15 protein-coding genes are annotated in these 22036 nt (G+C 70.3%); 8 read left to right on the plus strand and 7 right to left on the minus strand.

Annotated features, from left to right (window positions below; translation table 11 throughout):
* Positions 1-90 precede the first annotated feature (90 nt).
* From DMB66_RS15305 to DMB66_RS15320, 4 genes are all read left to right on the plus strand, one after another.
* Entirely contained in the window at positions 91-1203 is a 1113-nt protein-coding gene (locus DMB66_RS15305) for a hypothetical protein (RefSeq protein WP_199752372.1), read from the plus strand.
* A gap of 67 nt (positions 1204-1270) precedes the next feature.
* Positions 1271-3628 carry an AbfB domain-containing protein gene (locus DMB66_RS15310; RefSeq protein WP_158647247.1) on the plus strand — a complete coding sequence of 786 codons (2358 nt, stop codon included), beginning with the start codon at positions 1271-1273 and terminating at the stop codon, positions 3626-3628.
* Positions 3629-3912: 284 nt separating this feature from the next.
* Complete coding sequence (locus DMB66_RS15315; RefSeq protein ID WP_125804755.1) at positions 3913-7698, plus strand: hypothetical protein; 3786 nt, start codon at positions 3913-3915, stop codon at positions 7696-7698.
* Between the two features lie 9 nt (positions 7699-7707).
* A complete protein-coding gene (locus DMB66_RS15320) occupies positions 7708-8517 on the plus strand; it encodes a barstar family protein (protein WP_125804756.1) in 810 nt (269 codons plus the stop codon).
* Between the two features lie 62 nt (positions 8518-8579).
* Here DMB66_RS15320 and metG read toward each other — a convergent pair whose 3' ends face one another.
* Entirely contained in the window at positions 8580-10376 is a 1797-nt protein-coding gene (gene metG, locus DMB66_RS15325) for a methionine--tRNA ligase (RefSeq protein WP_125804757.1), read from the minus strand.
* Between the two features lie 119 nt (positions 10377-10495).
* On the opposite strand from metG, the gene DMB66_RS61175 reads away from it, so the two are divergent.
* The gene (locus DMB66_RS61175) at positions 10496-12013 is read left to right on the plus strand and encodes a hypothetical protein (protein WP_158647248.1); all 1518 of its coding nucleotides are present in this window, start codon (positions 10496-10498) and stop codon (positions 12011-12013) included.
* A gap of 42 nt (positions 12014-12055) precedes the next feature.
* Here DMB66_RS61175 and rsmI read toward each other — a convergent pair whose 3' ends face one another.
* Complete coding sequence (rsmI, locus tag DMB66_RS15335; RefSeq protein ID WP_125804759.1) at positions 12056-12898, minus strand: 16S rRNA (cytidine(1402)-2'-O)-methyltransferase; 843 nt, start codon at positions 12896-12898, stop codon at positions 12056-12058.
* A 25-nt stretch (positions 12899-12923) separates the two neighbouring features.
* Between rsmI and DMB66_RS15340 the strand changes: the two genes are divergently transcribed.
* From DMB66_RS15340 to DMB66_RS15350, 3 genes are all read left to right on the plus strand, one after another.
* Positions 12924-14570, plus strand: coding sequence for a dolichyl-phosphate-mannose--protein mannosyltransferase (locus tag DMB66_RS15340; RefSeq protein ID WP_125804760.1), 1647 nt, complete (start codon positions 12924-12926; stop codon positions 14568-14570).
* A gap of 543 nt (positions 14571-15113) precedes the next feature.
* Positions 15114-16115: a hypothetical protein gene (locus DMB66_RS15345; RefSeq protein WP_125804761.1), complete on the plus strand. Its 1002-nt coding sequence runs from the start codon at positions 15114-15116 to the stop codon at positions 16113-16115.
* A complete protein-coding gene (locus DMB66_RS15350) occupies positions 16112-18559 on the plus strand; it encodes a bifunctional polysaccharide deacetylase/glycosyltransferase family 2 protein (RefSeq protein ID WP_125804762.1) in 2448 nt (815 codons plus the stop codon). Before DMB66_RS15345 ends, DMB66_RS15350 begins: the two co-directional genes overlap by 4 nt.
* A 64-nt stretch (positions 18560-18623) precedes the next feature.
* Here the strand turns inward: DMB66_RS15350 and DMB66_RS15355 are convergent, their stop codons facing one another.
* The 5 genes from DMB66_RS15355 to DMB66_RS15375 form a co-directional block, all read right to left on the minus strand.
* Positions 18624-19847, minus strand: coding sequence for a HAMP domain-containing sensor histidine kinase (locus tag DMB66_RS15355; RefSeq protein WP_125804763.1), 1224 nt, complete (start codon positions 19845-19847; stop codon positions 18624-18626).
* A gap of 117 nt (positions 19848-19964) precedes the next feature.
* Positions 19965-20330: a VOC family protein gene (locus DMB66_RS15360; protein WP_125804764.1), complete on the minus strand. Its 366-nt coding sequence runs from the start codon at positions 20328-20330 to the stop codon at positions 19965-19967.
* 77 nt (positions 20331-20407) lie between these two features.
* Complete coding sequence (locus DMB66_RS15365; RefSeq protein ID WP_125804765.1) at positions 20408-21169, minus strand: phosphodiesterase; 762 nt, start codon at positions 21167-21169, stop codon at positions 20408-20410.
* Between the two features lie 80 nt (positions 21170-21249).
* Positions 21250-21639, minus strand: a complete 390-nt coding sequence (locus DMB66_RS15370) for a VOC family protein (protein ID WP_125804766.1) — start codon at positions 21637-21639, stop codon at positions 21250-21252.
* A gap of 70 nt (positions 21640-21709) precedes the next feature.
* The gene (locus DMB66_RS15375; RefSeq protein ID WP_370318472.1) at positions 21710-21991 is read right to left on the minus strand and encodes a GNAT family N-acetyltransferase; all 282 of its coding nucleotides are present in this window, start codon (positions 21989-21991) and stop codon (positions 21710-21712) included.
* Between the last annotated feature and the right edge of the window lie 45 nt (positions 21992-22036).

Below are 22036 nucleotides of genomic sequence, written 5' to 3' on the forward strand. Positions count from 1 at the left end.
TGACTTTGAGCGCGCAGTGCCACTTCGAGTGCACGCCGACGTCAATGGCTAAACGGGGGATAAGTGCATACAAGGCTGAAGGCTGTTGCCGTGGCATTCGCCGCGGCATTGTCATCGAGTGTTCTTCTGGCGCCGCTGGCTGCGTTCGCGGCGCCTGCGGCGGCTACCGCCACCAGTTCAGCGGCGGCCGACCTGGTCTTTGTCCGTTGGTTGTCCATCAAGGATCCGCGGCAGACCGTCCGCAGTGCAGCGTGGACCGCGATCATCAGTTCGGCGCAGGATCGCGCTATAGCGCAGTTCCTCACCGGCGGCTACCAATCGGCGAAAATGCGGGCGACCACCACCCAGGCACGCAACCTTGACTTCGCCAAGCGTGTCCAGGCCACGTCCGTGCCTGAGGTATCTCCGGAGGTGCACGAGGCGGCGCGGTTCGCGGTCGACGGTACGGACACCGATCGGACCCATTTCGCCAGGACCGGCTATGCCGCCGCCAAGCAGCGAGACCGGCTGGCGCGCGAGGCCGACGGCGAATATGCACGCGCGCTGTCGCAGTTCGACCGGGACTTCGTCGCCGCCGTGCGTGACCACGACCCCGGGGAACAGGTTCGGGCGAGCGCCGCCTGGGCTTTGCGCACCGGTGCCACCGACTCCGACGTGGTGGAGTTTCTCACGTACGGATGGATCAACGGTGCCGCCCTTGACCTAGACCTCCGACGCGCCCGCCTGGCGGACAGTGACACTGCCTGGCGCACCACCGTCAACCGGCTGGTGACCGAGGCTCAGGCAGCCGAGCAAGCCGCGCTGGCAGCCGGGCAGGAGGGCGCCAAGCAGGCGCGCGCCGCAGCGGCGCGCGCCTGGGAAGCCGTCGGTGACCAGACCGGACCAGCCCGCTCGGCCTGGTCCGACGCGGAGGCGGTCGCCCAGGCGCAAGCGGAGAACTGGCGCGCGGTCGCCGCCGCGGCTCTGGCAGCCACCGGCCCCAACTGGGCGCCCATCGGTCGCCCCCGCCGCCACCAACGCTTCCGAGTGGACAGCCGAGGGCGAGACCGCGGCGACACGGGCCGGGTTCTGGAGTGGCCTGCTGAACCAGGCAGTGGCCGGCGAACAGCGGATGACCGACGCGGCGCTCTGATCCCGGCGCGTCCCCGGCCCCGGGCAATGTCCTCGGACATGGCTGCCCGAAGACCTAAGACACACACGTAGCTCGATGCGGCCGGGGATCCCACCGGCCGGCTCCGTGCTGCCCATGAGGAAGGAATTTCCAACGCCGATGAGAAGCATTCGACGAGGAACACGCGGCCTGGTGGCCGTGTCGGCCGCCATGAGCGTGGCCGCCGCGATCCTCCCGCAGCAGGCGCAGGCCGCGCCCGCGCCGCGAGCCCCCGCACTGGCCGCAGCCGTAGCAGATGACCCGCTGCCGGAGGCGACCCCGGACGAGAAGTACAAGGCGGCACTGGTCGTCAACGCCGGTGACGACCTGAACATGCAGGCCAAGCAGGACTGTGACTTTGTCCATGAGGTTTCCCTGCGCGCTATCGGGGCTGAGCTCAACAGGGCAGCCGTGGCCGCCTTCGCGGCTGGCACCGTGACCGGCGGGTCCGCCTCCGCCTGCACGCTGTTCATCCGCGAAGGGCTCTTCGAGGCGAATCTGCGGGACCAGGACATCCAGCAGCGCGAACGGGCCGAGCGCGACGCCCGTCAGGCGGCTGCGGCGGCGATCTCGCTGGAGGCGACGCCGCGGCTGCTGGCCATGAGCAACTACGACTTTGTCGCCCAGATAATTGTCTTCGCGGCGCCGGGCACGCGGGTGAAAACGCAGGCTGAGGCAGCCGTGCGCAGCGACGATCCGCAGCAGCTCAGCGCGTTCCTCACCGTCGGGATCTTCGCGGCGCACCGGCAGGACCAGATCGATGCCATCGACGCCGACGGGGCCAAGTCGGAGGCGGAGAAGGAGGTGGCCCGCTGGCGGGCCGCCAAGGCGCGCGCCCTCGCCGTGCTGGGCATCGTCGCCACCGACGGCCAACTCGTGCTCGACGACACGAACTTCGTCCTTCTGATCTCCACCAAGGCTCCGGCGGGCTCGGAGGTCGCCGCGGCGGCTGCCGAAGCGCTCGGCTCGTTCGATCCGTTGCTGCGCAAGGCTTTCATCGAGACCGGCATCTACGAGTCGAATCAGCGCGACGTCACCAAGGCGCTGCAGAAGCAAGCCGAAGAGAATCGCACCGAGGCCCGGGTGATCCTGGCCAAAGCCCAGAACAGCCTGGTGCACCCCGCGCTCGTGACCGCCGCGACGGCAGCGCTGGCCGGCAGCGATACCGATATCAGCGCCTTCCTGCGCAACGGCCGGTATGCCGTTCTCAGCCAGACGCTGCGCACCGTAACCCCGGGCCGGGCCGGTTGGTACCTTCGCGGCGCTGCGGCTGGCACGTCCGTCGCTGCCGAGGGGACAGGAACGGCCAAGGCGCTCACTGACGCCACGTGGAAGGTGGACACAGGCCTCGGCGACGCCGACTGTCACTCCCTGGAGTCGGTCAGTTCGCCCGGCTATTACCTGCGCGAAAGCGGCTACCGGGTGCTGCTCGCTGCCAACGACGGCAGCGACGCCTTCAAAACATCCGCGACCTGGTGCGCAAGCGCCGGCAAGTCTGGTGCCGACGTGTCCCTGGAGTCGAAGACCAAGCCGGGCCGCTTCCTGCGGCACCTCGGCAACGAACTGTGGGCCGCGCAGAGCGGCATGGCCAACGACTTCGACCGGCCCTGCAACTTCAACACCAACGCATCCTGGAAGTTCGGCGACCCGACCGCCCCGGCGCTGACCGACAAGGGCACCGGCGAGATGTGCGGCGATGTCGCCGCCGTCACCGTCGGAACCCCGGATCACTTCCTGCAGAACCGCGACGACAGCAAGCTCTTCTACGGCCAAGTGAAGGCCACCAAGCTGGAGGCCCAGACCGCACCAGCCTTCTCGAACTGGGCAAACATCGGCGAGATCGCCGGAGGAAATGTCAACGGTGCGACTGCGGGCGACTCCGGCTGCAAGACCTGCCCCCCTCCGCCCATTGAGACGCTGGACGATCTCATGGTCATCGAACGGTCAACCGGCAAACTCTGGCTCTACCCGGATGTCAAGAGGGGTGCGGGCGCCCGCCAAGCGTTCGGTAGCAGCGGCTGGAACGGCATGCGCGAACTCACGGTCGGCAACTTCTGCCAGCAGTCGCTCCGGGTAAAGGACGTGGCAGCGGTGGTGCGATCCACCGGCAAGCTGTACTGCTATCCCTCCAACGAGGACAGTCTGGGAACAAAGCGAGAGATCGGCACCGGTACCAGTTGGAACAACATGGACAAGTTGGCCGCCGGCAACATGGGCGTCGGCACTGATCTCATGGACGATCTCTTCGCCGTGGAACGGTCGACCGGCACCGCGTACGTCTATCCGGACAAGGAAGGCGGCGGCCTCGGCACCAAGATCAAGATCGGCGCAGGCTGGAACGGCTTCGCCAGCATCGCCGTGGGCGAATTCAACAACGCGGGATATGCGGACATCATCGCGATCGAGCCGTCCGGGCGTAAGTGGCTCTACCCGGGTAACGGCGGAGGAAAGTTCGCCGCCCGCATCGGGCTGTCCTAAGGCAACTCGATCCTGCCGCCAGCGGGCGGGCAACTCATGAAGCATCGGGCCGGTTCGTCAGGACCGGCCCGATGCCGTCCCCGGACCATTTCCACCGCTCGTTTCCCTGCCGAGAACAGACAGGTGAAGCGACAAATTCGGTTCGTTTCTGAACCTTCGGGTGCGCGATTCTGGCGTGCCTTCTGTCTATTTGTTCGTGTCGGGTATCTCGGGGAAGGCCACACATAGTGATGCATGCGAGAGTGACGCGGGCTCTGCTCGCGCCAGTGATAACACTCGCCCTTATGGCAGGTGCCCTAGCCGCACCGGCACCGGCCGCGGCGGTACCCGAGGTGGTGCCGGCCGAACTGATCGCCGTGGCGAAGGCGTTGCAGGAAGCGAATGAAGGCGACGCGCCCTTCGAACCAGGCACCTTCACACCCGACGAGAAGACCTGGGACGGCAAGACCGGCGTTCAGGACACCGGCGACCCTCGCATGAGGGAGCTGGTGGCGGACATCGCGGACCTCTCGGAAGAGTTCGAGGTCCGCGACGCGGCTGCGGCGGCGCTGGCAGCCGGCACTCCCGACGCGATCATGGAGTTCCTTTCCTCAGGTGAGCCGGCGGCCCAAGCGGCCGCCACGACCCGCAAGGCGCGGATCGCCAAGGAGAACAAGACCGCGGTCGCCCGGCTGGCCGGGACCGGCGGCTCGTACTTCAACGCCGAGGTGCAGCGGGTGCTCAAGGGCACCGACCAGGACCGGGCGCTGTTCCTGGCGTACGGGGCCGACGTCGCCCGGGCACGCGACGCGGCCGTCACTCAGAACACCAAGGAGCGTGCCGACCAGCTCCGGGCGCGCGCCCAGATGCTGGCCGGACTGCCTGACTCGAACGTGTCGCGCGCGGCCCAGACGGCCCTGACCGCCGGTGACGCCGCGATCGCGACGTTCTTTCAGACCGGCTACGCCCAGGCTGCGAAGCTGGACGCCGCTCAACGCGAGAAGGAACTCGCCGACCAGCGCGCCCGGGATGAGGCTGCGGAAAGGCTCTCTGAGCTGGCCCGCAACGCCGCTCGCGCCGCGGAGGCACGCAAGAGGTTGCTGATTGCGCACGGCAATGGCGTACGCGCCCTGCGAAGCGCCTCGAACGCGCTGACCTCGGTCGCCAACGAGGCCCGGTCGGCCGAACGGATCCTCGCCGCGAACACAGTCTCCGGTAACCACCCGGCGACCGCGTACGACCAGACGATAGCGGAGGCCGCACGCCAGGCCGGGTACGCCCAGGAGGCCACCCGTCAGGGGCAGCAAGCCTCCGCCCAGGCCACCGTCGAGGCCGGGATCCTGGTCGAGACCGGTCTGACCTACGGAGCCGAGTGGGCGGCCATCGCCCAGGGAATGGCCGAAGCCGCGCAGAGCGCCACGACAGCCGCGGCGACCGCACAGCAGACTATTGCCGCGACCGCTGCCACCGGCGCCGCCCGTAATGCGGAGCAGAACGCGATCGCCCGTGCCGAGCAGGCCAAGAAGTGGCGGGAGTACTCCCAGGAGCACGCCAAGGCGGCGGCTCGGCTCGCGACGACGGCCGAGAAGCAGGCGAACGTCGCCAAGGAGGCGGCTGCCCGCACCAAGGCGCTGCGGGCCGAGGCCGAGGCGGCGGAGAAGAAGGCCTGGGACGCCGCCCGGCGTACCCGGGAAGCCCGGATAAAGGCGGAGGAGGAGGCCGCGAAGGCCGAGGCGGCCCGCAAGGTCGCCGAGCGTGAACGCGCCGCGGCGGCCGCGGCGCGAGCCCAGGCCGAGCAGCAGGCGGCCATCGCGCGGTCGGCTCGCGGCCAAGCCGAGAACCTCGCCGGAGTGGCCGAGGGCAGCCGGATCCGGGCCGAGCAGCAGGAGGGCAAGGCGGCCGCGGCGCGGGACAACGCCACCGCCGCCGACACCAAGGCGACCCAAGCCCGCGACCGAGCCATCGTCGCGGAGCGGGAGTCCCGGACCGCGGACGCCAAGGCGGACAAGATCGAGGCCTGGGCCCAGCACGCGACCGCGGGCCAGCAGTCCGGCGAGGCGACCCAGGCAGCGTTGCAGGCGCGGAGCGAGGCGAACACCGCACGGTCCGCGGCGACCGGAGCACGGTCGGCGGCGGACACCGCAACCGGCGCGGCGGCGAACGCCCGCGCCGCAGCGATCGAGGCGGAACGCGCGGCGGCCCGAGCCCGGGCAGCCGCGGAGGACGCCAGGGCTGCCGCGGCACGTGCCGATGTCGCGGCCACCCGCGCCGAGCGACAGGCAGCGGAGACGCACAAACAAGCCACCCAGGCGCTCCAGGCTGCGGCCGAGGCAACCGAGCAGCAGTTCAAGGCGGCCGAGGCGGCGCGGGCGGCGGGCGCGGCCGCGTACCAGGCCGCCGCCGAGGCGGTGCTGGCCTTGCGGGGCGCCGAACGGACCAAGGCCGAGGCCGAGGCAGCCGCGGACGAGGCGGTCTCCGCACTGACACAGGCCGCCACCGCGGTACGCGCATCAGACGCGGCGCGGCAGACCGCCTCCGGCATCGCCGAGCCGGCAAATACCGCGATCACGCTGGTCTCGCCGTTCACCGGCGTCGACCTGGACGCCGACTACACCGTCGAGGTCGCCGCGCAGGCAACGAAGCTTGGTGCGGACTTCGTCGACGCGGCCGACCGGCGAGCCACCGAGGCTGTCGCCGCCGCGGACTCCGCGCAGGCGGCGGCGATTCGGGCGACCGCCGAGGTCAAACCCGCCTACGACGCCGCGGCCGCGTCCGCCAAGTCGGCGGCACAAGCGGCACGTTCCGCGGCGGACGCGCACAAGTCGGCGGCGGCAGCCGCAGTGGATGGCGAGGCCGCCCGGAATGCGGGCATCAGCGCGGCGAAGGCCGACGCGCAGGCCAGCGCCGACGCGGCACTGGCCCGGCAGGCAGCCAACAGCGCCGCCCAGGACGCGGCCATCGCCGGCATGAACGCCGACGCCGCCAGCCGTGAGGCCGGTGCCGCCCGCGACGCGGCATCCCGGGCCGAGGCGGACGCAGCCGCTGCCCGCAACGCGGCCAGCCGGGCCGAGGCGGACGCCGCCAAGGCCGAGACCGCGGCGGACAACGCACAGAAGTCCGCGGAGGAAGCAGCCGCCGCAGCGGTACACGCGCTGAAGATGGCCAAGGAGGCGCAGGCGGCGTACGAGCGCGCCGAGGCCAAGGACCGCGAGGCCGAGCGGAAGGCCCGCGAGCAGGCCGTGGACCAGACCGGTAGCGGCGACAACTCGATGGACCCGGCCGACGCCGAAATCCTATGCGGCGACGACCCGGACCCCGCCGAATGCGTACGGAAGTACCAGGAGGACCTGAACGCTGCGGCGGAAGGCGTCCTCGACTTCCTCAAGGAGCACGGTGTCGAGATGCTCGAGGAGATTCTCTTCGGCGACATCAAGAGGTGCTTCAAGGAAGGCGACATCGAGGCCTGCGTCTGGACCGTGATCGGCTTGATCCCATGGGCCAAGGTCGGACCGGTGATCAAGGCGTTCACCAAGATCGCGCCGAAGGTCGGGAAGTGGCTGAACCGGATCAACGACGCCCGTAAACGCCTCGACGAGGCCGCGGAGGCGATCGCCGGGTGCGTGAACCTTGTCATCGACATCGGAGGGGACGCTCCACTCAGCCGGAGCGCTGGCAGTGTCAGCAAGCCCTCGGCATCGGCCCTGGCTGCAGGCGGGGGCAAGGTTTCGGCCCTGGCTGCAGGCGGAGGCAAGAAGGTCAAGTGCCCCGACCCGCCCAAGGCCGCGACCCGTGACGCCAAGAAGATCCGTGAGGGCACCGGTGGCACTCCGAACCGAGACAACAACAATGTGCATATCATTTGGCTTGGCGAATGGGTCAAGAACCCCCATACCAATAAAAACGTCAAGGTGAGCGACAAAGTAAAGGGCAAGTGGGGCGGATCCCTCGAATACAAGGTGCCGGAGGCGCCGGTTCCCGGGGAGACTCGAATCCTGGTCAAGCTGGATTCCAATGGCGAAATCCTGCGAATCGGGTGGACCATCAACCATTACTGGACGATCTACTCGATCTACGAGAAGCCAGAGGAGTGAGGACAGGTCGTGCCATCTGACATCCCGGCCCGGTTCGCGTTCGTCGACGACGACCGCGAGCTGCGGCTCGGTGTTTTCGAGACGGTCACCGGGCTGTTCGCCGGGCATACCGCCGCGGAGGCGTACTTCGAGTTCGTCGCCGCTTCGGACTGGTTCCCGGTGGAGTTCACAGTCGGTGGTCTCCGGCCCGAGCAACCGCTCGTCCCGGGCGAGGAGATCGGGTGGTGCGCGGTCGAGATCCTTTCCGACGTCGGCGAGTCCATCGGTCATTACGCGATAGGGGCGACCGAGGTGGAACGCCTGCGGCGACGAGCGGACGGCGCGTTCGACGTCACCGTGACGGGCCAGATGACAAAACCACCCGAGCGCGGCGTGGAGCCGCTCTGGGACCGCTGGCGAACTGACCCGCCGGAAACCGTGAACACCTGGGCAGAACTGCCGGCCGGGCAGCGGGAGGCCTGGCTGGAGGTGGCAAGCAAGTATCGCTGGCGGAATCCGCTACGTCGGGGGACCCGGCACGCCCGGCACGGCGAGGAACTGCCCGTCCTGATACTGGATGGGCGGTATGCCACCGACCTGGCCAGCGTCTACTGTGCTCTGGGGGAGGCGGTCAACGGACCGGGTGGCTACTACGGCAGCAACCCGTACGCGTTGCGGGACTGCCTCCACGGCGGCGAGCCCAACTATTTCGGGCTCCCGGCGCCGTTCATCCTGGTCTGGCAGGCGTACGAGGTGGCGCTCCAGCACGTCGACGAGATCGGCCTCGGCGCGGTACTCGGCATGCTGGCCGAGTCCGGCGTCCGGCTGGAGAAGCAGTAACAGACCGGGCCGGGTCCCCGAGGGACCCGGCCCGGTGTCATTGCCCGCAGGTCAGCCAACGCTCAGGAGCCGAGGCGCTCCAGTTCCTCCTCGACCACCGAGGGGTCGAGCTTGCGGAAGACCGGTTTCGGGGCGGCCAGCGGCGTGCCGGCCACCAGCGGCACCGACTCCCAGCGGGCGCCCACCGTGTAGTCGCCGGTCAGGACCGGGTAGCCGGGGCCGCCGTCGAGGTCGTCGACCTCCACGATCGACGGCATCGGCGCGTGCACCCCGGTGCCGCCGAGCAGCTCGTGCACCTTCTGCGCCGAGTGCGGCAGGAACGGGGTCAGCAAGGTGTTGAGGTCGCTGATCGCCTGGAGCGCGGTCGCCAGGATGGTGCCCATCCGGGGCTTGGCGGCCTCGTCCTTGAGCTTCCACGGCGCCTGGTCGGAGAGGTATTTGTTGGCCTCGGCGACGAGCCGCATGGCCTCGCCGATCGCGGCCTTCTGCCGGTGCTTGCCGATCAGCTCACCGACGGAGGCGAAGCCGGCCCGCACCGTGTCCAGCAGGGCGTGGTCCTCCGGGGTCTGATCCAGCGCCGGCGGGATCGCCCCGAAGTTCTTCGCGGCCATCGAGATCGAGCGGTTGACCAGGTTGCCCCAGCCGGCGACCAGCTCGTCGTTGTTGCGCCGGACGAACTCGGCCCAGGTGAAGTCGGTGTCGTTGGACTCCGGGCCGGCGGCCGCGATGAAATAGCGCAGCGCGTCGGCGTCGTAGCGCTCCAGGAAGTCCCGGACGTAGATGACCACCTTGCGCGACGAGGAGAACTTGCGGCCCTCCATCGTCAGATACTCGCTTGAGACCACCTCGGTGGGCAGGTTGAGCGCGCCCAGCGAGCCCGGCTCGCCGGCCTTGTCGCCCGCGCCCGAGTAGCCGAGCAGCAGCGCCGGCCAGATCACCGAGTGGAAGACGATGTTGTCCTTGCCCATGAAGTAGTAGCCCAGCGCGTCCTTGCCCTGCGCGTCGGCCGACCACCACTGCCGCCACGCCTGGTCGTCGCCGGAGCGGCGGGCCCACTCGATGGACGCCGACAGATAGCCGATGACCGCGTCGAACCACACGTAGATGCGCTTGTCGGGCCGGTCGCGCCAGCCGTCCAGCGGGATCGGGATGCCCCACTCGAGGTCGCGGGTGATGGCCCGGGGCTGCAGGTCGTCGAGCAGGTTGCGGGAGAACTTCAGCACGTTGGGGCGCCAGCCGTCGCGCGCGTCCAGCCACTTGCCCAGCGCCTGGGCGAAGGCCGGCAGGTCCAGGAAGAAGTGCTCGGTCTCGACGAACTGCGGGGTCTCGCCGTTGATCCGGGAGCGGGGGTTGATCAGCTGCTCCGGGTCGAGCTGGTTGCCGCAGTTGTCGCACTGGTCGCCGCGGGCGCTCTCGTAACCGCAGATCGGGCAGGTGCCCTCGATGTAGCGGTCGGGCAGGGTGCGGCCGGTGGACGGCGAGATCGCGCCCAGCGTCGTCTTGGCCACGATGTAGCCGTTGTCGTGCAGGCCGGTGAACAGCTCCTGCACGACCGCGTAGTGGTTGCGGGTCGTGGTCCGGGTGAACAGGTCGTAGGACAGCCCGAGGCCGTGCAGGTCCTCGACGATCACCCGGTTGTAGCGGTCGGCGAGCTCGCGGGGCGTCACCCCGTCCGCGTCGGCCTGGACCTGGATCGGCGTGCCGTGCTCGTCGGTGCCCGAGACCATGAGCACGTCGTGGCCGGTCATCCGCATGTACCGGCTGAAAACGTCGGAGGGCACCCCGAAGCCGGAGACATGACCGATGTGGCGCGGGCCGTTGGCGTAGGGCCAGGCGACCGCGGCGAGAACGTGACTCATGGGGCAAGCGTAGTGACCTCGGCTCCCGGCCTGCGAACGGCTGGCAGCTCGCCCTTTTTGTCCCGACACGCCCCGGCATCTCCCTGATCACCACGGAAACCCGTAGTCCAATATGAGACATGACGGGTGACGCGCCACAGCCTGGGGAAACACCGCGCGACGACGGCACCCCGTGGTCGCACCCGGACCCCGCTTCGCCCTGGTGGCGCGCCGATGAACACGGCTCGGCCGACGACCGTTCCCGGAATCCACACCGGCGAGCCGACCCGACAGCCGCCGCTGCCGCCGCGACACCGACACTCGGTCCACCGCAGCCCGCGCAGCACACCGGTGCGGCTGCCGAGGCGCACCAGGCAGGCGCCGAGGACACCCGCGCGGGCCTCACCGACGAGACGCCGCGGGGCGCGGCAGCCGTCCTCACGGTCCCGGACCACCCGGCCGCCCCGGTGGAGAAGACCCCGGCCGCCGGGCAAGGGCTCGCGGAGCAGAAAGCCGCGATCCGCGTGCCCGCCGCTCCCCGGCACGCCCAGCAGCAGCCGGGCCAGGAGAAGCCGGGCCAGGAGAAGCCGGGCCAGGAGAAGCCGGGGGAACAGAAGGCGGCAGGATCGGACGGCAAAGGCGCCGAACACGACCACGATCGGGTGGACGCCGAACGGTTCAACACCGAGGGCGAGGGCACCGTCTACGCGGCCCGCAACCGCGCCCGGCCGGCCACCGCCGGCGCCGCCACTGCCGCCGCCACCGCGGCTGTCACCACCGCTGCCGCTGCTGACGCCGCCGAGCGTGAGCCCACGATCGTCGACGTGCTGAACGCCGTACCGGTGGAGCCGCCGAGCGTCGCGGACGCGCCGGACGTCATGGTCCTGCCCGAGCCGGACCGCAACCGGCCGACCGTGGCCCTGGACCGCAACGCGGTGCCCGGCCAGCCGCCCTCCGGGCTGTCCCGACTGGATCGCGCCCAGCAGGACCGGGCCCGCGCCGACCGGGCTCTGCAGGACCGGGTGCGCCAAGAGCGCACCGCCGCCCTGCTCGAGACCTCACCCTTCTGGAAGGCCGAGGAGGAGCGCCGCGCGCAGTCGTTGCCACCGGCCGAGACCCGCGAGAAGGTCGCCGAGCGCCCACCGCGCCGCCGGGCCCGCCCGCCACGCCGCCCGGCCGCCGGGTTGTTCGGGCTGCTCGCCCTCGGTCTGGTCGCCGCGTTCTTCGCCTGGGTCAGCGCCGAGCCGTTCTGGCTGGCCGTCGGGCACGGCGACCGGGGCTCGGCGACCGTCGCCCGCTGCGCCGGCTCGGGCGTCACGCAGCGCTGCATCGGCCAGTTCACCGCCGCGAACGGCGCCTACCGGGTGGACAGGCTGGCCCTGTACGGCGTCGAGCCCGGCCAGCGGGCCCCGGGGGCGAGTGCGCCGGCCCGGATGGTGAGCAGCGAGAGCCGGCAGGCGTACGTCGGCGGCACGGGCCTGCTGATGCACCTGCGCTGGTCGCTGAGCTTCGTGCTGGTGCTGCTCTGCGGCCTGGGCATCGCCGGGCTGACCGGCGCCCGGCGGCTGGCCCCGGCCCGGGCCCGGCGCGGCGTGCTGCTGATCAGCATGGCGGGACCGCTGCTCCTGCTCGCCGGCTTCCTCGCCGACACCTACTGAGCGGGTGTCGGATCTATCGGAACGACCACGAGGAACCGACGGCTACCGAGCGGCGTGCACAAGCGTGTACACCTCGCGTTTGCGCAGGCCGTACATGTCCGCCACGGTCTGGATCGCGTCCCGCCGGGAATCGCCGGCGGCCTCGCGCTCGGCGACCGCCGCGCGCAGGTCGTCGTCGGCCGGCCGCTCGGCCGGTCCGGCGGGCGCGCCCGCCACCACCACGGTGATCTCCCCGCGCGGCTCGGCCTGCGCCGACCAGGCCGCCAACTCGCCCAGCGGGCCGCGGCGGATCTCCTCATAGGTCTTGGTCAGCTCGCGGCAGACCGCGCCCTCGCGCTCGGCGCCGAAGGTCGCGGCGAGGTCGGTCAGCGCCGCGGTGATCCGGTGCGGCGCTTCGAAGAAGACCAGCGTGCGCGGCTCGGCGGTCAGTTCGCGCAGCCGCGACCGGCGGCCCGAGCCGGAGCGCGGCAGAAAGCCCTCGAAGCAGAACCGGTCGCTGGGCAGCCCGGACAGCGCCAGCGCGGTGGTCACGGCGCTGGGCCCGGGGGCCGCGGTGACCGGGAATCCGGCGTCCAGGGCGGCCCGGACCAGGCGATATCCCGGATCGGAGACGCTCGGCATGCCGCCGTCGGTGACGACGGCGACGACCGCGCCGTCGCGCAGGGCGGCGACCAGATCGGGGGTACGGCGCTCCTCGTTGCCCTCGAAATACGACAGGATGCGGCCACTGACGGTGATATCCAGGTCCCGGGCCAGCCGCAGCAGCCGGCGGGTGTCCTCGGCGGCGACCACGTCCGCGCTGGCCAACACCTCTCGCAGCCGGGTGGAGGCGTCGCCGGCGTTGCCCAGCGGCGCGCCCACCAGCACGACCCGGCCCGTACCCATGTCCGCCACCCGGGAAGTCCATCACATGAAGACGCGCGGGCTCCGGGCGCCGTGGACTTGTCCCGCGGCCTACGATCGCGGGGTGACTTCGGCGACAGCTGAGACAGAGATCAGCAGAGACGTCCCCCCGGACGAGCCACCGGACGCCACGGCGGCCACCGGCACAGGCGGCGTGCCCGACGCGGTGCGCCGCCGGCTGGCGACGCTCGACCGGTGGTGGAACCCGTACTCCTGGTTGGTCACCGGGGTGATCGTGGGGATCGCCGCGATCCTGCGGATAGTCGGGCTGAGCAGACCGAAGGGCTACATCTTCGACGAGGTCTACTACCCGACCGACGCCTGGGACATGCTGCAGCACGGCGTCGAGTGGGACGAGAAGACCAACGGGCCGGCGTACGTGGTGCATCCGCCGCTGGGCAAGTGGCTGATCGCGCTCGGCGAGAAGGTGTTCGGCAACGTCGAGCTCGGCTGGCGGATCTCGGGCGCGATCGCCGGGACCCTGATGATCCTGATCCTGATCCGGGTCGCATACCGGTTGTTCCACTCGATCGTGCTGGCCGGCATCGCGGGCCTGCTGATGACGCTGGACGGCTTCCAGCTCGTGCTCTCGCGCACGTCGCTGCTCGACATCTTCCTCGGGCTGTTCATCCTGGCGACGTTCGCGGCGCTGGTGCTGGACCGCGACCACTACCGGCGGCGCTGGCTCCGGGCGCTGGAGGACGGCTACGACCCGTCGACCGCGCGGCGGCTGCCCCGCGTCTTCCCGTGGTGGCTGCTCACCGGGGGCGTGCTCTTCGGCCTGGCCTGCGGCGTGAAGTGGAGCGCGCTGTTCTTCGCGCCGTTCTTCGCCCTGCTGGTCGTCGTGTGGCGGGTCCAGGCGCGGCGCTCGGCGGGCGTACGCCGGCCGGTGCTGAGCGGCCTGCTGGGCGACCTCGGCTACCTGATCCTCAGCTTCGTGCTGACGTTCATCTTCTACCTGGCCAGCTGGACCGGCTGGTTCGTCACCGACACCGGCTACTTCCGGCACTACCGGGAGGCGAACGGGCTCAGCGAGCCGCCGATCCTGGGCGCGCTGCTCAACCTCCTGCACTACCACTCGGAGGCGTACAACTTCCACAGCGGCCTGACCGACCGGCACGTGTATCAGTCCTGGCCCTGGCAGTGGCTGCTGCTGGGCCGGCCGGTGGCCTTCTACTGGAACGGCAACGGCAACTGCGGGGCGCCGAGCTGCGCCGCGGAGATCCTGCTGCTGGGCACGCCGATCCTGTGGTGGTCGTTCCTGCCCGCGCTGGGTGCCCTGGTCTGGTTCGGCATCGCCCGGCGGGACTGGCGCGCGTTCGCCATCGGCACCGGCGTGGTGGCCGGGCTGCTGCCGTGGTTCTACTTCGCGGTGGCCGACGGTCGCACGATGTTCGCGTTCTACGTGCTGCCTGCGCTGCCGTTCCTGATCCTGGCCGTCGTCTACACGCTGGGGGCGATCATGACGCCGCCGGCGGGGATAGCGACGGGAGCGGGCCGCACTGACAGACAGCTGGTCGGAACTGTCGTGGCCGGCGTCTACGTACTGCTCGTCGCGCTCTGCTTCGCGTACTTCCATCCGGTTTTCGTGGGTCAGCTCATCCCCTACAGCGACTGGTCGGCGCGGATGTGGCTCGGGGGCCGCTGGATCTGACCGGATGATCCTTTCCGGAACACGGAAACGCCCACCGCTGATCAGCGGCGGGCGTTTCTCGTGAAATTAGGTGCGCGCCCCGATCGCCTGCCACGGGGGAAGCGGGCGATAGAGGCGCGCATGAAGAAGCTTAACGACACCCGATGGCGGACACAACGGGTGGACTTACTCAGTTATCGGGAAACTTCGCGCAGCCTGCCACCAGAATGTGACCAGCCGCGTACGCCGCGTCCCAGCTGGACAAAAGGTACAGAAGGCTATATTGGTTTTTAATGCCGCTTTTCCCCTGGTGAAATCCATTCGGATAAAGCCGCATACGGTAGTCGGAAATGCGACATGAATTGATCGTCCAAAACGACGTAACCTTTGCTTCCGGCGTCATTCGTCGCAGGTCAGCGAGGGCCTGCCAAATGCCACGCACACCATCTTCAGCAGGTCAAACGCCAGCGTTCACCGTTTCGGCTGAATCCGGTCCCACGTTCGGTCGTCATCAGATCCGGTGACGCCCGTCAAGATCGCCGTAGATGTTCTTAAGCTCGCCGCGTGACATTGCAGGAGCCCCAAAACCCGCCAATCGCCGACGTCGATATGCCTGAGACCGAGGTGATCGTCGTCGCGCACCCCTCGCCGGTGTTCGTGGACTCGACCGGACGCCGCAGCCGCTTGCTGCGCCGGGTCGCGTACGGCTTCGGTGCCCTCTGCATGGTCTACGGGGGGCTGATCAGCGTCAGCCTGGCCGGCGGCCCGGTCAGCTCCAGCGCGGTCCTGCCCCTGCCGGACCTCGCGGACGACAAGGACACCGAGGACGTGGTCGTCGCCCGGCCGAGCCCGACCCCGGAACCGGTCGCCACCACGGCCCGCACCCAGCCCATCCTCGAGGTCTTCCCCCGGCGGGGAGCGCCGGTCACCGGGCCTCGGCAGTCGCGGGCTGTCACGCCGAGCACCACCACGGGTCCCCGGCCGAACCGGGCGCCGAAGCCGACAGCGACCGGGAAGAAACCCACGCCGACCGCGACCACGCCCAAGCCGGTCGAGTCGACGAGCACCAAGCCGACCACGCCGGAGGTCACCCCGACCAGCACCACACCGAGCCCGACGCCGGTGGCCCCGTCGCCGCCGGCCGTTCCCTCGGGCAGCGGCGGCCAAGGGGGCGGCCAGGGCAGCGGTTCGGCGGACGACGAGCCGGACTCCGCCCCGCCGGCCGACCCCGCGCCGGTCTCACCGGTTCCGCCGATCCCGCCGGTCGTCACCGGCGCGGCCAAGCCGACGGCGACCACCGCCGCCCGGCCCGCCCCCAAGCCCAAACCCGAACCCGCCGGCCAGCCCGAGCCCGCCAACGAAAACGCCGAACCGGCGTCAGAAACGGCCGAGCCCGCCAACGAAAACGCCGAACCGGCGTCAGAAACGGCCGAGCCCGCCAACGAAAACGCCAAGCCCGCGTCAGAAACGGCCGAGCCCGCGTCAGAGAACGCCGAGGAGATGGCCGAGCCGGCCACGGGGAGCACCGAGCCGGCGCCCGAACCCAGCGAGGAGGACGCTGCATGACGCGCCCGCCGGCTCGCCGCAGCCGGAACCGCAACCGCTCCCGGCGCCGGCTGCTGCCCCGCCCCCGGGTCCTGCTGGGCACACTGCTGATCAGCCTCTTCGTCGGCGTCCTGGTGATCCAGGCCTACATCAACGCGGAGTTCACCGGCGACCACCTCGAGTCCGAGGTCGGTGACCAGGCCGGCGTGCCGCTCGCGATCCGCCGGGGCGGGCCGATCATCAACACCACCGGCGGCCAGGAGAGCTCGCACCGGCTGCCCGAGCGCACCATCGCCCTCACCTTCGACGACGGCCCCGACCCCGAGTGGACGCCGAAGGTCCTCGAGGTGCTGCGAGAGAACGACGCGCACGGCACGTTCTTCGTCGTCGGCTCCGAGGTGGCCCGCAACCCGGACCTGACCCGGAAGATCACCGCCGACGGCCACGAACTGGGCCTGCACACGTTCACCCACCCGAACATGCAGCGGCTCGCGCCGTGGCGGCGCACCTTCGAGCTGTCACAGACCCAGGTCGCCATCGCCCAGGCCGCGAACGTGCACACCAACCTGGTGCGGTTCCCGTACTCGTCGAAGGCGCAGGCCATCGACGAGGTGAACTGGAAGATCGTCAAGCAGGCCGGCAAGCAGGGCTACCTGGTCGTCGTCAACGACCTGGACAGCGAGGACTGGCGGCGTCCCGGCGTCGCGCGGATCGTCCGCAACGCCACCCCGCCGGGCGACACCTCCGCGGTCATCCTGTTCCACGACGCCGGCGGCGAGCGGGCGCAGACCCTCGCGGCGCTGCGGGTCTTCATCCCGGCGATGAAGGCGCGCGGCTACCGGTTCACCACGGTCACCGAGGGCCTGAACCTGTCGATCGCGGAACAGCGGAAGGACAAGGACGAGGCCACCGCGGCTCTGCCGCTACTGCCGATGAACCCCGAGGCCGGCGGCACGGACCGGCTGCGTGGGGCGGGCCTGCTGTGGACCGTACGGCTGGCCGACGGCCTGGTCTGGGGACTGGCCGGGCTGTTCCTGGTGGTCGGGCTGCTGACCATCGGCCGTACGGCATTGTTGTTGGTGCTCGCCACCCGGCACGCCCGGCAGCGCCGCAAGCCCGGCTGGTCCTGGGGCCCACCGGTGACCGAACCGGTCTCGGTCATCGTGCCCGCCTACAACGAGAAGGAGGGCATCGAGGCCGCCGTCCGGTCGCTGGCCGGCGGCGACTACCCGGACATCGAGGTCGTGGTCGTCGACGACGGCTCCACCGACGACACCGCCGCGATCGTCGAGCGGCTGGGCCTGGCCGGCGTGCGGGTCATCCGGGTGCCCAACGGCGGCAAGTCGAACGCCCTCAACACCGGGATCGCGCTGGCCCGGCACGACATCATCGTCACCGTCGACGGCGACACCATCTTCGAGCCGGACTCGATCCGGATGCTGGTGCAGCCGTTCGCCGACCCGGCGGTCGGCGCGGTCGCCGGCAACGTCAAGGTCGGCAACCGCCAGACCCTGGTCGCGGCCTGGCAGCACATCGAGTACGTGATCGGCTTCAACCTCGACCGCCGCCTGTACGAGGTGCTGAACTGCATGCCGACCGTGCCCGGCGCGATCGGCGCGTTCCGCCGCACGGCGCTGGCCGAGGTCGGCGGGATCAGCGACGAGACGCTCGCCGAGGACACCGACGTGACGATGGCGCTGTGCCGGGCCGGCTGGCGGGTCGTCTACGAGGAGCGGGCCAAGGCCTGGACCGAGGCGCCGACGACCCTGGAGCAGCTCTATCGCCAGCGGTACCGGTGGAGCTACGGAACCATGCAGGCGATGTGGAAGCACCGCAAGGCGCTGACCGATTCCGGCGACTCGGGTCGCTTCGGCCGGGTCGGGCTGCCGTTCCTCGCGCTGTTCGGGGTGGCGCTGCCGCTGCTGGCCCCGGTCGTCGACATCATGCTGCTGTACGGCCTGGTGTTCTGGAAACTGAGCGAGACGATGGTCGCCTGGGGGCTGATGCTGGCCCTGCAGCTGTTCACCGCGGCCGTGGCGTTCCGCTTCGACAACGAGTCGCTGCGCCCGCTCTGGCGGCTGCCGCTGCAGCAGTTCGCGTACCGGCAGCTGATGTACCTGGTCTTGATCCAGTCCGCGGTGACCGCCATGACCGGCGGCCGGCTGCGCTGGCACAAACTGAACCGCGCCGGACTCACCGGCGCGCGCGACGTCGCCGCGGAGGCCCCGATGATCCCGGTCACCCCGCATGCCGTGCCCGGTCAGCAGGGCGTGGCACCGGCCGTCGACACCTGGCCGCCGGTGCTGGACCAGGTCAGCGAGCCGATCCACCCGGCGGCGGGCCGGGCCACGGCTCGCCCGCCGGTGCCGAGCCAGGCGCTGCCACCGTACGACTCCGACGACCAGCCGTCTGCCGGCTCGCCCCCGGGCGGCGGTTCCGGTCCCGCGTTCACCCGCGGGGCGTGAAGAGGTCCCGCACCCGCCCGAACTGCAGCCGGGCGGGTGCGGGATCTCGCCGTCCTACGCAGCCTCAGGCGTCGACCAGCTCGCGCTCGGCGAAGGGGAACACGACGTGTAGCGACGTGCCGTCGCCCGGCCGGTCGGAGAGCGCCACCGTCGCGTGGTGGGCGTCGAGGATCCGCTTGGCCACGGCCAGGCCGCGGTCCGGGCCCGCGGCGACCGCCGGGTTCGAGATCGCGCCGTAGTACAGGTGCGGGAACAGGTCCGGGCGCATCCCGTCCGGCATGTCCATGTCGTCGAGCCGCACGGTGGGACCGGACTCGATATCCGTGCCGACCCGGACCCGGCCGCCCTTCGGTGTGTATTTGACCGCCGCGAACAGCAGGTGCATGAGGACCTGCTCCAGCCGTACCGGATCCGCGATGATCGGCAGCGACGGCCCGCCGGCCTGGTTGAGGATCCAGATCTGCTTGGTGGCCGCGATCGGCCGGATCGCCTCGACAGCCCGCTGGGTCAGCCGGGTCAGGTCGATCTGGCGCATGTGCAGGCTGTCCGAGCCGTTACCGGCCGCGGCCATCGACGTCAGGTGGTCGAGCAGATCGCTGAGCCCGCGGACGTGCGCCGCGGTGGCGCGACCGACCAGGTCGGCCAGCTCCGCGTCGTGATGGCCCGTGTTGCCGAGATCCGCCAGATACGAGCGCATCAGCCGCAGCGGCACCCGCAACTCCCCGCCCACCAGCCCGGCCAGGTCGTCCTTGCGGCGCTCCAGCTCCTGCAGGCGGGCGGTGGTGTTGGCCAGCGCGGTCGCATACCGGCGCAGCTCCAGCTGCGAGGTGACCTGCCGGGCCAGCGCCCGCAACGCCTGCACCTGCTCGGTGTCGAGCGTGCGGGGCTGGGAGTCGAGCACACAGAGCGTGCCCAACGCGAAGCCGTCGCTCGTCATCAGCGGCGCGCCGGCGTAGAAGCGGACCCCGCCGTGCTGCGCGACCGTGAGGTTGTCGGCGAACCGGGGATCCCGCTGGGTGTCGGGCACCACGAGCACGTCTCGGCCGAGGATGGCGTGACCGCAGAAGGACAGGTCGCGCGGGGTCTCGGTGAGGTCGGTGCCGATCTTGGCCTTGAACCACTGGCGATCGATGTCGATGAGGCTGACCAGCGACATCGGTACGCCGCAGACCGTCGAGGCGAGCTTGACGATGTCGTCGAAGTCATCCTCGGGTGCGGTGTCGAGCACATGCAGTTCGTAGAGGGCGGCGAGCCGGTCGGCTTCGTTGCTGGGCAGGGGTGTTGGCATGACTGTCACCTCCTGGAGACACTCCAGGAATACCACCCAAAAGTAGCAAGGCGCCCTTTTTACCGGATTCTCTCCTCGCGACTTCCGCCTCCCCGCACCGGTTGGGGCAGCCGCCGATCAGGCCGGGCGGTGGCAGACCGCCTCGATGTTGTTGCCGTCGGCGTCGAACGCGAAGGCTCCGTAGTAGTTCTCGTGGTAGTCCGGGCGCAGGCCCGGCGGCCCGTTGTCGACCCCGCCGGAGTGCAGCGCGGCGGCGTGGAAGGCGTCGACCGCGGCCCGGTCGGGCGCGGTGAAGGCCACGTGCACCCGGTGTGAGGGCTCACGCACCGCCAGCCAGAAGAACAGCCGGCCACTGTCGTCGCCGAAGCCGACCAGCTTTGGCTCCTGCACGATGACCTTGACCCCGAGCGGACGCAGGGCATTTTCGTAGAAATGTCGGCTCTCGTCGAGGTGGTGCACCCCGAGAACAACATGATCGATCATGGTCAGCCCCTCTCCCCCGGCATGATGACCGTATCTCCGGGGTGCGACATTTCTTGATCTCGTGCGCCCAGCGGCAGTCAGAATGCGCCGAGCAGGGCGGCGGCATGACTCACCTGGACGGTATGTGTCACGCAGTCATCCCCGTCGATCATATGCAGCAGGAACCCGGTGGGCTCGGCCAGATACCCCGGCGGCTCGTCGGAGTTGAGCAGCAGTCCGGTCTGCCGCCACAGGCTGGGCGCGACGGTGAGCACGGTGCCCGCGAAGGCGGCGGTGACGGGCCGGTGCACATGCCCGGCCATCACCCGGGCGACGTTGTCGTGCGCGGCGACGACCTTCCGCAGCGCGTCACCGTCGAGCAACCGCATCCCGTCGAGGAACCGGATGCCGATAGGCATGGGCGGATGGTGCAGCCCGAGCAGCGCCGGCACGTCGGGCCGGCGCCGCAGCACGTCGTCGAGCCAGGAGAGCTGCGCCGCGCCGAGCCGCCCGGCGGGCGAACCCTCCACCAGCGAGTCCAGCGCGACGACGGTGAACTCCGGATACTCGACCGCGTAGTGCGCCTCGCCGCCGAAGGCCTCGAGCAGCGGCCGCCGGCAGTCATGGTTGCCGGTCATCAGGTGCAGGGGCAGCGGAAAGTCACCGATGATCTCCCGCAGCGCCGCATACTCGTCGGGCCGCCCGTGGTCGGTGAGATCGCCGGTGATGACGACGCAGTCCGGCCGCGGGTCGAGCCCCATGACCCGGGCGAGGGCGAGCTGCAATCCGGCGGCGGGCCCGGCACCAAGCGCCCCGGTGGTGATGTGCGAGTCGCTGAGCTGAGCGATGTACGTCGTCATGCGCCCATGATCCGGCGCAACCCGCGCCGGGCAACCGAACGGTCGTAACTCCTACAGCGTCGGAATGAGGACGTGCGAGATCAGGCGCTCGCGTCGACGTACAGGCAGAATGGGTGGCCGGCCGGGTCGAGCAGCACCCGTACCGTGTCCTGGGGTTGCCAGGCCGCCTCGGTCGCGCCGGCCTCGACCGCCGCGGCGACCGCCCGCTCCAGATCCGGCACCTCGATGTCCAGATGCATCTGCATCTGCTGCTCGCCCGGCTTGTTCGGCCAGGTCGGCGGCACGAAGTCGGCCGACCGCTGAAACGCGAGATATTCCACGTGGCTGCCCATCGGGGCGACCCCGAAAAAGTCCGGTTCCTCCTTGACGATCTGCCATTCCATCAGCGCGGCGTAGAACCGCGCGAGCGCCGGCGGATCGGGCGTCTCGAGCACTACGCCCCAGAAATGCGATGAGTTGCGTCCCAACATCCGTGCAGTGTGCCACCGCGGCCCCACCACCGAACCGAGTGTCCACACTGCCGCCCCGCGGCTCGGCGGCTTACTTGATCTTTCTGGTCGACCTGGCCACGAGCGTCTCGTACTCCCGGTGCTCGTCGAGCCAGCCGCTCAGGAAGGGGCAGATGGGCACGACGGTGCGGCCTTTGGCCCGCGCGTCATCCATCGCCGCGCGCGCGAGGGCCGATCCGACCCCCTGGCCCTCGAACTGAGGATCGACCTCGGTGTGGGTATAGACGACGATGGCGCCGGTCAGCTGGTAGGTCAGCCGGCCGGCGAGCGCGCCCGCCTCGTCCCGCGCCTCGAAACGCTCCCGCTCGGGCACGTCAGTCACCGTGAAACTCACTCCGCCATCCAACCACGGACCACG

It is taken from the genome of Actinoplanes sp. ATCC 53533 (assembly GCF_003947245.1).